This window comes from Amycolatopsis thermalba, from assembly GCF_003385215.1.
GTDB lineage: Bacteria > Actinomycetota > Actinomycetes > Mycobacteriales > Pseudonocardiaceae > Amycolatopsis_E > Amycolatopsis_E thermalba.
On record NZ_PQHW01000023.1, the window covers coordinates 56,730 to 69,802 of the forward strand.

A 13,073-nucleotide genomic window follows, 5' to 3' on the forward strand; every position below is an offset into this window, starting at 1 on the left:
CGTAGTTCGATAGGTCACGTCAGACGTTCGCGCGTGAAAGAGGCACCGTGTCCCAGCCCACCGCTTCCCAGCCCACCTGGACCGCTCCGGTCGCGTCCGGCCCGCTCGACGCGACGGTGCGCGTCCCCGGCTCCAAGTCGATCACCAACCGGGCGTTCGTGCTGGCTGCGCTGGCGGACGAGCCGACGCTGGTCCGCGCCCCGCTGGACTCCCGCGACGCCCGGCTGATGCTCGGCGCGCTGGAGGCGCTCGGCGGCGGCTCCGAGCGGCGCGGCGACGACGTGCTGGTGCGCCCGCTGGTGCACGGCTCCACCGAACCGGCGTCAGTGGTGCTGGGCAACGCCGGCACGGTCGCGCGGTTCACCCCCGCGCTGGCCGGGCTGGGGTCGGCGCCGGTGACGTTCGACGGGGACGAGGCGATCCGCCGCCGCCCGATCGCGCCGCTGCTGGCCGCGCTGCGCGAGGCGGGCGCGGACATCGACGACGCGGGCCGCGGCGCTCCCCCGTTCACCGTGATCGGGCACGGTGGCCTGCCCGGCGGGAAGGTCGATCTGGACTCGAGCGCGTCCAGCCAGTTCCTGTCGGCGCTGCTGCTGGCCGGCCCCGCGTTCGAGGCCGGGGTGACGGTGCGGCTGACCGGCGGGACCCCGCCGAGCGAGCCGCACATCGCGATGACCCTGGACATGCTGAAGCGGTTCGGCGCGGCGCCGGAGCGGGACGGGCAGGAGTTCCACGTCGGCCCGGCGCGGTTGTCCTGCCCGGACTTCACGGTCGAGCCGGACCTGTCCACCGCGGCGCCGTTCGTGGTGGCCGCGGCAGCCGCGGGCGGCACGGTGCGCATCCCCGGCTGGCCGGAGTACTCCACCCAGCCGGGTGACTGGCTGCGCAGCCTGATGGCCGAGCTGGGCCAGCGCGTCGAGCTGACCCCGGATGGCCTGACCGTCACCGGAACGGGCGAAATCCCGGGCGCCCGGCTCGACCTGCACGAGGTGGGCGAGCTGACCCCGGTGATCGCCGCGCTGCTGTGCTTCGCCGACGGGCCCTCGGTCATCTCCGGTGTCGCGCACCTGCGCGGGCACGAGACCGACCGGCTGGCCGCGCTGGCGGCCGAGCTGTCCGCGCTGGGCGCCGGGGTGACCGAGACCGCGGACGGCCTGGCGATCACCCCGGCCCCGATGCACGGCGGCGTCTTCCACACCTACGAGGACCACCGGCTGGTGATGGCCGGCGCGGTGCTGGGCCTGCTGGTCGCCGGGGTGGCGGTCGAGGACCCGGCGACGGTCGGCAAGACCTTCCCCGGCTTCACCGGTGCGTGGGCGGCGATGCTCAGCTGACCACGTCGGCCAGCCGGTCCACCTGGCCCGGGTCGGTGCCCCAGCAGTAGAGGATCAGCTCGTCGGCGCCGAGGTCCGCGAAGTGCTTCGCCGTTTCGCGGATCTGTTCCGGTGTGGTGAGCATGCGCTCGGCGGTCTGGTTCGCCCAATCACCGGCGAATCCGTAGTAGCCGAGAATCGCCGCGCGTGCGTCGTCCACATCGGACCCGAGCGCGACGTTGACCTGGGCGACCATGCGCGGGCTGCCGTCGCGGCCTTCGTCGGCCCAGAACCGCTCGACCTTGGCGAACAGGTCGCCGGCCCACTGCGGCGGCGCGGCGCACAGGAACCCGTCCCCGTGCCGCGCGACCCGGCGCAGGGCGGGGTCGGCGAAGGCGCCGAACAGGACCTCGGGGCCGCCGGGCGTGGCCGGGGCGGGGCCGATTCCTTCGGCGCCGGACCAGATCCGGCGCATGCGGGCCATCTGCTCGTCGAGGATCCGGCCGCGGTGGCGCGGGTCGGTGCCGGTGGCCCGGTGGTCGTCTTCCCGGCCGCCGACGCCGAGACCGAGGGTGAAGCGGCCGCCGGAGAGGCGGTCCAGGGTCGCGGCCTGCTTGGCGAGCAGGGCGGGTTCGCGCAGCGGGGCCAGCAGGACCTCGGTCTGCAGCCGGACGCGCGTGGTGGCGCCGGCGAGCGCGGCGAGGGTGACCAGCGGCTCGGGGTTGTCGTAGACGATCCGGTCGAGCAGGCCGAGGGTGCGGAACGGGCCGTCGTCGGCGCGGCGAGCCCAGCCGATGAGCTGCTCGGGGCGGCCGACGGGCAGACCGAGACCGTAGTGCATGAGTTACCTCCGGAGGGTGTGACGGATGGACGTGCCGCCCGCTCCGGGCCGGTCGTGACGCTGCCTCGGCGGCAGGACTGCTGCGGCAGGCGTGGCCCCGTCGAGTACATTCGATCTTAGCCGAAGATCACCTGGGGGAAGGACGGATTTTCCATGGCCGATCGCCGTGTCCGGTTCGGGCCGGCCCGCCGCGTCGAGGACCTCGGTTCCGGATGATCACGCACCAGGAGATGGTCGATCTCTACGGTCCCGACAACGTCGTCACTTTGGCCCACCAGGAGGTGGACCGGCTTGGGGTCGCACCCCAGGACGCAGAGGTTCTGGCGAATGTCGGACTTCCCTGCATCAGTGCGCCGTTCTTCACGACCCGGATCCACGGAGGACCCGAGTTCCTCCGAGTCATCGACGTGACCACGCGCGACGCAACGAAGCATCGCGAGGTGATCGTCGGTGGTCCCCCTGGGGATTCGGGGATGCGGTTCTCACTCTCCGCATACGAGAGATTCGTGACGTTGATGGACTTGGGCGGGACGAAGCCTCGTGGCGAGGTGGTGAACAACAACCTCGTCGAATTCGTGGAGTTCCTCTACCGCATCGAGATGTTCACTCAGCGTGTCACCGCCGACCCTGCCGTCAAGGAAGCACGATTCGACGATCTTCAGCGCGCGCTGACGGGCATCGACCCGTTCTCCTTCGAGCTGCCGGAGAACTGGTGGGCCATGGCGCTTCGTCAACTCGGCGGAGACGATCCGGAGATCTAGCCGAGGGCCAGGTGATGGACACGCGGCGCAGCCGCCGGAACGTGAGCGCTCAAGGCCCCGCGGTATAGGTCGTTATACACAGCCGCGCCGTGACCGTCCCCGGCGAGCAGATCCGGAGGCCGGCTGCCGGACCCCGCGCCCTCCAGGCGCACGCCCGGCAGAACCGCCGGCCACAGCTCGCGGCTCGCACTGCCAGCCGGGGCCACCACCGCGGCCCGCGCCCGTCAGCTCCCGGGCTGTGCCACCCCGGGCGCCGGCGACTGCGCGTTGCCCGCGAAGCCGTACCGCCCGGTCCCGCCGTCGAGCTGTTCCTTCAGCGCCAGCACGGTGCTGACCCGCCCGGCGGCCGTGTTCGCGTTGTCCACAGTGGACAGGATAGACGTCGCCGAGGTGTCGGCCCGCACGAAGCCGATCGCGCCGGTGCCCTCAGCCGAAGCCGGGTCACCCGCGAGCACCGTCCCGGCGCCCGAGCGGTCCAGCTGCGCCGCGAACCGGGCCAGCGTCGCGGCCTTGTCGCCCGCCCCGTCACCCGTCGCCTGGCCGCCGGTCAGCACCAGCGCCAGCTGGCCCGGCGCGATGCCCGGGCTGGCGTTGGCGAACCCGCCGTCCTGCAGCCCCGCGATCGCCGCCGCCAGTTCGTCCGTTGTGGACTGCGGCTGCGCGGTGTCCTTGTTGAGCAGCAGCACCGAACCGACCAGCGCCCCGGCCAGCGTGCCCGGGTCGCCCGCCGTCGGGAACGTCGAGCCGGCCGGCTGCAGCCGGGTCACCACCTGGCGCAGCTGGTCGGCCTTCACCGGATCGGTGAACGAATCGGTCAGCTGCAGCTCCCCCGACACCCGCGCGCCGGACTGCTCGATCAGCTGCCGCAGCGCGTCGCGGTCGGCCGGGTTCGCCTCCTGCGTCGTGATCAGCACGACCGAGCGCCGGTCCAGGGCGCCCGCGACCACCTTCGGGCCGACCGACCCGGCGAAGGCGTCCGCATCGGACAGCCGCGCGTTCAGCTCGTTGCGCTGGGCCTGGAGATCGGACACCTGCGTGGCGAGCTTGCCCTTCTCGTCGGACAGCCCGGACAGCAGCGACCCGTTCAGCGCCGTCGACCCGAGCACGACGCCCACGGCCAGCGCCAGGAACACCGCCGCGATCGAGACGATGTGGTACCGCAGAGAAATCACGTGAAGAGCCCCTTGACCCAGCTTGTGAACGAATCCCAGGTGGAGCGCGCCCAGTCCAGGTACGCCCCGCCGACGTCGGACATGAGCAGCGCGACCGCGACCGCGACGAGCGCGGCGACCACGAGCAGCACCACCGCGCCCAGCGACACGCGGCTGCGGTGCAGCGCGGCGACCGCCTTGCCGTCGACCAGGCGCGTGCCGAGCTTGAGCCGGGTCAGGAACGTCGACGGGTTCGACCCGGACCGGCCGTGGTCGAGGAACTCCCGCAGCGTCGCCTGGAACCCGACGGTGACCACGAGCCCGGCCTCGTGGGCGTCGGCGAGCAGCAGCGCCAGGTCCTCCGGGTTGCCCGACGCGGGGAAGGTGACCGCGCCGATGCCCAGGTCCTGGATGCGCGCCACACCCGGCGCGTGCCCGTCCGGCTGGGCCGGGACGACGACCTCGGCGCCGCACTTGAGCGTCTCGGCGTCGATGCCGAACGGGTCGCCGACGATGATGTCCGGCTGGTACTTCTGCGCGCGCAGCGTGTCCGCGCCGCCGTCCACGCCGATCAGCACCGGCCGGTGCTCGGCGATGTACTTCTTGAGCGCCCTGAGGTCTTCGGCGTGCCCCTTGCCGGGCGCGACGACCAGCACGTGCCGGTCGCGCAGCGGCACCCGCACCTCGGGCACGCCGACGCCGTCGAGGATCAGCGTGCGCTCCCGGCGCAGGAACTCGATCGTGTTCGCGGAGAAGGCCTCCAGCTGGGTGGACATCCCGGCCTTGGCCTCGATCATCTGGTCGGCCACGCTGTCCGGCGTCTGCTCGCTGCCGCCGGCGATCTGCCGGTCGCCGACGTACACGACGCCCTCGTGCAGGCGGACGCGGCTGCCGTCCTTGATCCGGCGCAGCACCTCGCCGCCGACGTTGTCGACCAGCGGGATGCCGGCGTTGACCAGGATCTCCGGGCCCAGGTTGGGAAACCGCCCGGAGATCGACGGCGAGGCGTTCACCACGGCGGCGACCTCGGCTTCGACGAGCGCGTCGGCGGTGGCGCGGTCCAGGTCGATCTGGTCCAGCACCACGATGTCGCCGGGGCCGACGCGCCGGAGCAGGTCGCGCGTGCGCCGGTCCACCCGGGCGACGCCGACGATGCCGGGGAGGGCCTCGGTGTTGCGGTTGAGCAGACCGGGAAGCTTCATGTGTCCGATGGTGACAAACGAACACCGGATGTCCGCTCGCAACACGCCGTGCACAATCCGGTTTCTCGCGGTGATGCCCGGCGGCACCGGTGCGTGTGGACGGTCAGCGCTTGGGACGCTTCCCCGGCTTGCGGCGGGGTTTGGCGGCCGCCTGCTTGTCCGCGTCGGCCACCGCGAGCAGTTCCTCCGCGTGCGCGCGCCCGGTCTCGGTGCTCTCCATCCCGGCGAGCATCCGCGCCAGCTCGACCACCCGCTCGGACTTCTGCAGGGTCTTCACGTCGCTGCGCGTGACGCCCTCCGCGGTGCCCTTGTCGACCACCAGGTGCCGGTCGGCGAACGCGGCCACCTGCGGCAGGTGGGTCACCACGAGCACCTGGTGGGTGCGGGCCAGCCGGGCCAGCCGCCGCCCGATCTCGATCGCCGCACGGCCGCCGACCCCGGCGTCGACCTCGTCGAACACCAGCGTCTGCACGGTGTCCGCGTCGGCCAGCACGACCTCGATCGCGAGCATCACGCGGGACAGCTCACCGCCGGAGGCGGCCTTGTGCACCGGCATCGCCGGCGCGGCCGGGTGCGCCTTGAGCATCAGCTCGACGTCGTCGACGCCGGAGCCGCCCGCGTGCACCAGCTCGCCGTCCACGCGCAGCGCCTGCGGATCGGACGCGTCGGTGGCGCGCCGCTTCACGGTCACCTCGATCTGGGCCTGGCCCATCGCCAGGCCGGACAGCTCCTCGGTGACCGCACCGGCCAGCTCCGCGGCCGCGGCCGAGCGGGCCTTCGACACCGCGGCGGCGTGCCCGGCCAGCTGCTCCGCCAGCTCGTCCCGCCGCGCGGCCAGCGCCGCCAGGGCCTCCTCGGAGGTGTCCATCGACGCCAGGCGCGAGTTCGCGTCCTCGGCCCAGGCCAGGACGCCGTCGACGTCGGCGGCGTACTTGCGGGTCAGGGTCTTCAGCTCGGCCTGCCGGGCGAGGATCTGCTCCAGCAGGCCCGGATCGGCGTCCAGCCCGTCGAGGTAGCCGCCCAGCTCGGCGCCCACGTCGTTGAGCAGCATCTCGGCCTCGGCCAGCCGGGGCTCCAGGTCCCGCAGCGCCGAGTCGTCCGCGCCGGACAGCCGGCGGCGCGCCTCGCCGATCAGGCCGAGCGCGCCGGGCTGGTCCGGGTCGCCGTCCGCGGCCCCGGACACCGCCGCCTGCGCGGCGCTGGCCGCGGCCCGCAGCTCCTCGGTCGCGGTGAGCCGCTTGACCCGCTCGGCCAGCTCCGCGTCCTCCCCCGGCTTCGGGTCGACGGCGGCGATCTCGTCCAGCCCGTGCTTGAGCAGGTCGGCCTGCTGCGCCATCTCGCGCGAGCGGCTGGTGCGTTCGGCCAGCTCGGCGACCACGGCGAGCCACTCGTCGCGGACCGCCCGGTACTCGCGCAGCGGCTCGGCGACGTCGTCCCCGGCGAACCGGTCGAGCACGTCGCGCTGCTCGGCCGGGCGCAGCAGCCGCAGCTGGTCGTTCTGCCCGTGCACGGCCAGCAGCCGGTCGGCCAGGTCGGACAGCACGCTGACCGGCACCGAGCGGCCGCCCAGGTGGGCGCGGGAGCGCCCGTCGGCGCCCACCGAGCGCAGCGCGATGAGGCTGCCGTCCTCGTCGGTCTCGCCGCCGGCGTCGGCGACGATCCGGGCGACGTGCTCGGCGAACACGCCTTCGAAGCGTCCCTCGACGCTCGCCCGGCCCGAGCCGTTGCGGACCTTCGACGCCTCGGCGCGTCCCCCGGACAGCAGGTGCAGCCCGGTGACGACCATGGTCTTGCCGGCGCCGGTCTCGCCGGTGACCACGGTGAATCCCGGGTGCAGTTCGAGCAGGGCGTCCTCGATCACTCCGAGGCCCTGGATGCGCATCTCGGCCAGCACGCAGACCACCGTAGCGGTCCGCCCCGACAATCCGCGCCCGCCTCGCCTCAGCGCGCGTGCCGTTCCCGCCAGCTCTTGACGGGCAGCGAGAACTTGTGGACCAGCCGGTCGGTGAACGGGCCCGGGTGCAGGCGGGCCAGCCGGACCGGCACCTCCCCCGCCACGACCTCGACCCGCGCGCCGCGTGGCAGGGCGATGTGGCGCAGCCCGTCGCAGGTCAGGACCGCGGGCGAGCCGAACGGGTCGATGCCGACGGTGATCACCGAGTCCCGCGAGACGACCAGCGGGCGGGAGAACATCGCGTGCGCGTTGCTGGGCACGACGAGCAGCGCCTCGACGTCGGGCCAGATGATCGGGCCGCCCGCGGAGAACGCGTAGGCGGTCGAACCGGTCGGAGTGGCGCACAGCACACCGTCGCAGCCGAAGGCGGACACCGGCCTGCCGTCGACCTCGATGAGCGCGTCCAGGATCCGCTCGCGGGTGCTCTTCTCCACGCTGGCCTCGTTGAGCGCCCAGGTGCGCGCCACGATCCGGCCCTCGACCGACACCGTGACGTCGATCGTCATGCGCTCCTCGACGGTGTATTCGCGGGACACCACCCGCTGCACGGTCTCGGTGAGCGCGTCCGAGTCAGCCTCGGTGAGGAACCCGACCCGGCCCAGGTTGACGCCCAGCACCGGCACCCCGGCGGGGCGGGCCAGCTCGGCGGCCCGCAGCAGGGTGCCGTCGCCGCCGAGCACGAGCACCAGCTCGGCACCGCGGGCCGGGTCGTCGTGCGGCGCGACCAGGGTGCACAGCTCGTCCAGGGAGTCGTGCTCGATCAGCTCCTTGACCTCGTCGTCGATGACGCGCAGCCCGATGCCGGCCTCGCTGAACCGGGTCGCGACCTCCCGCGCGGCGTCCTTGGTCGTCTCCCGGTCGGGGTGCATGACCAGCAGCACCTCGCGGCTCTCGCTCACTGGGGACCCTTCCCGACCGCGTCGCGGACCAGTTGCTCGACGTCCTGGTCCGGCGCCGGATCGCGGCGCAGCCAGGCGAAGTATTCGACGTTGCCGGACGGTCCCGGCAGCGGGCTGGCGACCACCCCGTGCGGGTGCAGGCCCAGCGCGGCGGCGGAGTCCAGCACGTCCAGGACGGCGCGGGCGCGCAGGTCCGGGTCCCGCACCACCCCGCCGCTGCCGAGGCGTTCCTTGCCGACCTCGAACTGCGGCTTGACCATCGGCAGCAGGTCGGCGCCGGCGGTCGCGCACGCGGCGAGCGCGGGCAGGACCAGGCGCAGCGAGATGAACGACAGGTCGCCGACGACCAGGTCGACCGGCCCGCCGCACTGCTCGGGGGTGAGGTTGCGGACGTTGGTCTTGTCCAGCACGACGACGCGTTCGTCGGTCTGCAGCCGCCAGTCGAGCAGGCCGCGGCCGACGTCGGCGGCCACGACCTGGCTGGCGCCGCGGCGCAGCAGGACGTCGGTGAAGCCGCCGGTCGAGGCGCCCGCGTCGAGGCAGCGTTTGCCGGCGACGGACAGCCCGGCCGGTTCGAAGGCCTCGAGCGCGCCGAGCAGCTTGTGGGCGCCGCGGGAGGCCCAGCCGGGGTCGTCGGCGGATTTGACCACGATCGGCGCACCGGTGTCGACGCCGGTGGCGGGTTTGCCGGCGACCATGCCGTTGACGGTCACCTTGCCCTCGCTGATCAGCGTGCTGGCGTGCTCGCGGGAGCGGGCGAGGCCGCGACGCACCAGTTCGGCGTCCAGGCGGGCCCTGCGGGGCATCGGCTCACACCTTGTCGATGCTGGACAGGGCGAAGGTCAGCTCGGAGTGCACGGCGTCGAAGCGCTCGACGTGCTCGGCGAGCGGGATCTGGTCCAGGTCGTCGAGCGCGGCCATGGCCTCCTCGATGCCCGCGCGCGGGTCGGCCTGCGGCGCGGCGCTCGGCGGCGGCCCGGGCACCGGGCGCGGCGGCTGCGGAGTCGGTTGGTGCTGCACGGTCACCACGCTAACGGATCGGCTCGCCGCCGGAGGGCAGCCCCAGCTCGGTGAGGGCTTTTCCGGCGGAGTGGTCTCCGGCGCGGACGGCGGTGACGCCGGTGTCCCAGGCCGTGGCGCAGAGGGTGCGCAGCAGGGCCAGCGGGTCGCCCTCGCCGGTCACCAGGAGGGTGTCGCCGTCGCGGCGGACCTGCCAGCCGGGCTGCGGGGCGACGCGGAGTTCGTCCGCGGGCTCGGCCAGGGCGCCGAGGCCGGCGCCGAGGTAGGTCGGGCGCTCGGCGGGCACCGCGGTGACCAGGGTGGCGGGGGTGGCGACGCCGGTGAGCACGCACAGCGAGTCCATGCCGGCGGTGACGGCGCCCGCGATGTCGGTGTCCAGCCGGTCCCCGATCGCCAGCGGGCGGTTCGCGCCGGCCGACTTCGCGGCGGTGTGAAACAGCGGGGCCTCGGGCTTGCCGGCGACCTCCGGGGTGGCGCCGGTGGCGGCGCGCAGGGCGGCGACCATCGAGCCGTTGCCGGGCAGCAGGCCGCGTTCGGTGGGCAGGGTGGTGTCGACGTTGCAGGCCACCCACAGCGCACCGGCGCGGATGGCGAGACACGCCTCGGCCAGGTCGGCCCAGCCGGTGGCGGGGTTGTGGCCCTGCACGACGGCGGCGACGTCATCCCCGGCCTCGCGCACGGGCTCCAGGCCCACGGCGGTGATCTCGTTCGCGAGCGCGGCGGTGCCGACGACGAGGACGACCGCCCCGGCGGGCAGCCGGTCGCCGAGGAGCCGGGCGGCGGCCTGGGCGCTCGTGCTGACCTCGTCCGGGGTGGCGTCGACGTCGAGGCCGCGGAGGTGGGCCGCGACGTCGCCGGGCGCCTTGGACGCGTTGTTGGTCACGAAGCGCACGGGCGCGCCCTGGTCGCGCAGCTGGCGGATGGCCGCCGCGGCCCCCGGGATGGGCCGGGGGCCGCGGTAGACGGTTCCGTCGAGGTCGAACAGGAACGCGTCGTAGGCGGCCTGGAGGGCGTCAGCCATTCGCGAGCTCCGCGGCGCGCTCGGCGGCGTCGGTCTCGTCCTCCGCATCCGCTTCGGCGGCGTGCAGAAACCAGCGGAGCGCTTCTTCGCCGCGGCCGGCCGCGACGAGGTTGTCGGCGTAGGCGTAGAACAGCCGGGCGCTCCACGGGTCGCGCTTGCGCGGGTCGAGGTCGTCGCCCTGCAGGGAGACGACGGCGGCGTCCACCTGGCCGAGGTCGCGCCGCGCCCCGGCGGCGACGATCTTCAGCTCGATCTCGACGTCCCGCGGCAGCTTGTGGCCCTGCATCTCCTTGGCGAGGTCCAGGGCTCGCTCGGGGCGGCCCAGGGCGCGCTCGGCGTCGGCGATGACGGCCACGTGCTGGTCGGTGTGGGTCATCCGGCGGACGGCCCGCAGCTCGGCGAGGGCTTCCTGCCAGCGGCCGGCGTGGTAGGACACCAGGCCGAGCGCCTCGCGGACGATCGGGATCCGGGAGGCGCGGGTCTTGGCGTACTTGGCGTGCGCCAGGGCGGCCTCCGGGTCGGTGTCGATCAGGTTCCCCGCCGCGACGAGGTGCTTGCCGACGGTCTCGGCGAGCGACTTGGGCAGCGAGCGCAGCTCCCGCCGGACGTCCGGGTCGAGGTCGCTGTACTCGATGTCCTCCGGCAGCTCGGGCGCTTCGAGCAGCTCCCGCGCGAGGGCCGCGTCGTCCAGATCACCGCCGCGCCTACCGCGCCGGTCATCACTCCGGCGGCGCTCCTCACGCGCAGCGGCGGAGCGGAACTCCGCGTCCGCGATCTCGACGTGCTCCTCACGGGCCACCGGAGCGGCAGCCGGCCCAGCGACGTCGTCTTCGTCGAGGGCGCCGGCCTCGTGCTCCGCGCGGACCACAGGAGCCGCCCCGGCGATGTCGTCATCATCGAGGGCGTCGGCCTCGCCGCGTTCCGCACGGACCACAGGAGCCGATCCGGCGATGTCGTCTTCGTCAGGGGTGTCGGCTTCATGCTCCGCACGGACCACGGGAGCCGCCCCGGCGATGTCGTCATCATCGGCGATGCCGGCCTCCTGGGCGCTCTCACGCCCAACGACCTCGCCTCCGGCGAGGCTGCCCTCGGCAGCCACCTCGCCGGCGGTCTCCCCGTGCTCCTCATTCGTCACCGGCGCGGCCACCTCGTCGGCCGGGCGCGCCTCTTCGTCGGTCAGCTCGATCGAAGGCTGCCCAGCCTGCGGCTGGTCCAGCCGCTCCTCGGCGGGCACGGAGCGCTCGTCGCCGACCGGCTGGGGCCGCTCGCCGCGATCGAACCCGCGGCCCGAGCGGTCGTCATCGCGCTTCGGGCTTGGCCGGGCGCCACGATCGGAGCGCTCGTCCCGCTTCCAGCCAGAGCGGTCACCACGCTCGAAACGGCCCCCCGAGCGGTTGTCCCGCTCGAAGCGCCCCCCGGAGCGATCGTCCCGTTGGAAACGGCCGCCGGAGCGATCGTCACGGCTGCCGGGGCGGTCGTCGCGGTTGAAGCGGCCTCCGGAGCGGTTGTCGTCGAACTTGCGGGCCGGCCGGTCGCCGCCGCGGTCGAACTTTCCGCCCGGGCGGTCGTCCCGGCCGTAGCCGCGCCCGCCCGACCGGGTGTCGTCACGACGGGGACCACCGGAGCGGTTGTCGTCCCGCTTCCCGTAGCCGCCGCCACGCCGGTTGTCACTCCCGCGGTTGTCGTCGCGGTTCCAGCCCGGGCGGTCACCACGCCGGTCGTCGAAGGACCGGCGCTCGCCGCCGCGGTTGTCGAACGAACGACCCCCGCGGTTCTCGTCGCGACGGTCGCCACCGCGCGCCTCGAAGGACCGGCCGCCCCGCTCACCACGGTTGTCGGAGGAACGGTCGCCACGGTTCCAGCCGCCGCGGCTCTCGAACGAGCGCCCGCCACGGCTTTCCTCGCGACGGTCACCGCCACGCCCCTCGAAGGAGCGCCCACCACGGTCCTCGCGACGATCGCTGCCACGTCCTTCGAAGGAGCGGCCTCCACGGCTGTCATCGCGGCGCCCCTCGAACGAGCGGCCACCGCGCTTGTCGTCGCGGTTCCAGTCCCGGCGGTCGCCACCCCGCCCTTCGAACGAGCGCCCACCGCGGTTCTCATCACGGCGCCCCTCGAAGGAGCGGCTGCCACGGTTGTCGCCGCCGCGCCCCTCCGCGGAGCGGCTGCCGCGGTTGTCGAACGATCGGCCGCCGCGATCGTCGCGGGTCCAGCCCTGGCGATCGCCACCGCGCCCCTCGGAGGGGCGGTCACCACGGCGATTGTCGTAAGAGCGGTCGCCGCCGCGGCCCTCGGAGGGGCGGTCGCCGCGGCGGTTGTCGTACGAGCGGTCGCCGCGCTTGTCGTCTCGGTTCCAGCCGCCGCGGTCGTTGCCGCGGCGGTTGTCGTCCCGGGTCCAGCCGGACCGCTCGCCGCGTCGGTCGTCGGAGCCGCGGTTGCTTCCGCGGCGCTCGTCGTCGCGGTTCCAGCTCGAGCGGTTGCCCGTGCCGCCTCGGCGGTCGCCGAAGTCGCGTCCGCCGGATCGTTTGTCGTCCTGCCGGCCATATCCGCCCGACCGGCCACCCTGTCCCGCCTTGCCGTGCGGGGTGCCTCGCTGTGCTCCCGATCGTCCTGCGCCGGGAGCCGTATCGCGGCGCCGGGGGCGATCGGACGCGGCGCCGTCGAAGTCGCGCCGTCCGAAGTCCGCCACCTGGGCCTCCTCTTTCTAGGTTGTGAAGATCAGTAAACGCGCCAAGGGCCCGTCAGGCGAGCCAATCGGCTATCCTAACGGGCCCTTGGGAAAGGGTGTTCGGCGGTGTCCTACTCTCCCACACCCGCGGGGGTGCAGTACCATCGGCGCTGGCAGGCTTAGCTTCCGGGTTCGGAATGGGACCGGGCGTTTCCCTGCCGCCATGACCACCGAAACTCTGTG

Annotated in this window: 11 protein-coding genes and 1 rRNA gene; 2 read left to right on the forward strand and 10 right to left on the reverse strand. The window is 73.8% G+C overall.

From position 1 onward, the window contains the following. Positions 1-47: 47 nt before the first annotated feature. The gene (gene aroA, locus D0D15_RS12535; RefSeq protein WP_115944447.1) at positions 48-1,334 is read left to right on the forward strand and encodes a 3-phosphoshikimate 1-carboxyvinyltransferase; all 1,287 of its coding nucleotides are present in this window, start codon (positions 48-50) and stop codon (positions 1,332-1,334) included. Here aroA and D0D15_RS12540 read toward each other — a convergent pair. After that, complete coding sequence (locus tag D0D15_RS12540) at positions 1,327-2,154, reverse strand: LLM class flavin-dependent oxidoreductase (protein ID WP_094008694.1); 828 nt, start codon at positions 2,152-2,154, stop codon at positions 1,327-1,329. The two genes, aroA and D0D15_RS12540, sit on opposite strands and share 8 nt — an antisense overlap. 212 nt (positions 2,155-2,366) lie before the next feature. On the opposite strand from D0D15_RS12540, the gene D0D15_RS12545 reads away from it, so the two are divergent. After that, positions 2,367-2,915 (forward strand): SUKH-4 family immunity protein, encoded by a 549-nt coding sequence (locus tag D0D15_RS12545; RefSeq protein ID WP_094008695.1) that lies wholly within the window; start codon positions 2,367-2,369, stop codon positions 2,913-2,915. Between the two features lie 224 nt (positions 2,916-3,139). Here the strand turns inward: D0D15_RS12545 and D0D15_RS12550 are convergent, their stop codons facing one another. From D0D15_RS12550 to rrf, 9 genes are all read right to left on the reverse strand, one after another. Next, entirely contained in the window at positions 3,140-4,087 is a 948-nt protein-coding gene (locus D0D15_RS12550) for a copper transporter (RefSeq protein WP_094008696.1), read from the reverse strand. Beyond that, the gene (gene steA / locus D0D15_RS12555; RefSeq protein ID WP_094008697.1) at positions 4,084-5,268 is read right to left on the reverse strand and encodes a putative cytokinetic ring protein SteA; all 1,185 of its coding nucleotides are present in this window, start codon (positions 5,266-5,268) and stop codon (positions 4,084-4,086) included. Before steA ends, D0D15_RS12550 begins: the two co-directional genes overlap by 4 nt. A 103-nt stretch (positions 5,269-5,371) precedes the next feature. Next, the gene (gene recN, locus D0D15_RS12560; RefSeq protein ID WP_198958384.1) at positions 5,372-7,162 is read right to left on the reverse strand and encodes a DNA repair protein RecN; all 1,791 of its coding nucleotides are present in this window, start codon (positions 7,160-7,162) and stop codon (positions 5,372-5,374) included. Between the two features lie 47 nt (positions 7,163-7,209). Further along, positions 7,210-8,121 carry an NAD kinase gene (locus D0D15_RS12565; protein WP_094008699.1) on the reverse strand — a complete coding sequence of 304 codons (912 nt, stop codon included), beginning with the start codon at positions 8,119-8,121 and terminating at the stop codon, positions 7,210-7,212. Further along, entirely contained in the window at positions 8,118-8,927 is an 810-nt protein-coding gene (locus D0D15_RS12570; RefSeq protein ID WP_094008700.1) for a TlyA family RNA methyltransferase, read from the reverse strand. The genes D0D15_RS12565 and D0D15_RS12570 overlap by 4 nt, the downstream gene beginning before the upstream one ends. Positions 8,928-8,931: 4 nt before the next feature. Then, the gene (locus D0D15_RS12575) at positions 8,932-9,141 is read right to left on the reverse strand and encodes a hypothetical protein (RefSeq protein WP_191244011.1); all 210 of its coding nucleotides are present in this window, start codon (positions 9,139-9,141) and stop codon (positions 8,932-8,934) included. A 10-nt stretch (positions 9,142-9,151) separates the two neighbouring features. Continuing rightward, entirely contained in the window at positions 9,152-10,162 is a 1,011-nt protein-coding gene (locus D0D15_RS12580) for an HAD-IIA family hydrolase (protein WP_094008702.1), read from the reverse strand. Continuing rightward, the gene (locus tag D0D15_RS36990) at positions 10,155-12,851 is read right to left on the reverse strand and encodes a hypothetical protein (RefSeq protein WP_233157518.1); all 2,697 of its coding nucleotides are present in this window, start codon (positions 12,849-12,851) and stop codon (positions 10,155-10,157) included. The genes D0D15_RS12580 and D0D15_RS36990 overlap by 8 nt, the downstream gene beginning before the upstream one ends. Positions 12,852-12,948: 97 nt before the next feature. Continuing rightward, positions 12,949-13,065: ribosomal RNA gene (gene rrf / locus D0D15_RS12590) — 5S ribosomal RNA — on the reverse strand. Between the last annotated feature and the right edge of the window lie 8 nt (positions 13,066-13,073).

Bases quoted from the DNA above. Each gene is read 5' to 3' on its own strand.
- D0D15_RS12540 (WP_094008694.1), bottom strand. From the start codon at position 2,154: ATGCACTACGGTCTCGGTCTGCCCGTCGGCCGCCCCGAGCAGCTCATC.
- D0D15_RS12545 (WP_094008695.1), top strand. From the start codon at position 2,367: ATGATCACGCACCAGGAGATGGTCGATCTCTACGGTCCCGACAACGTC.
- steA (WP_094008697.1), bottom strand. From the start codon at position 5,268: ATGAAGCTTCCCGGTCTGCTCAACCGCAACACCGAGGCCCTCCCCGGC.
- D0D15_RS12570 (WP_094008700.1), bottom strand. From the start codon at position 8,927: ATGCCCCGCAGGGCCCGCCTGGACGCCGAACTGGTGCGTCGCGGCCTC.
- D0D15_RS12580 (WP_094008702.1), bottom strand. From the start codon at position 10,162: ATGGCTGACGCCCTCCAGGCCGCCTACGACGCGTTCCTGTTCGACCTC.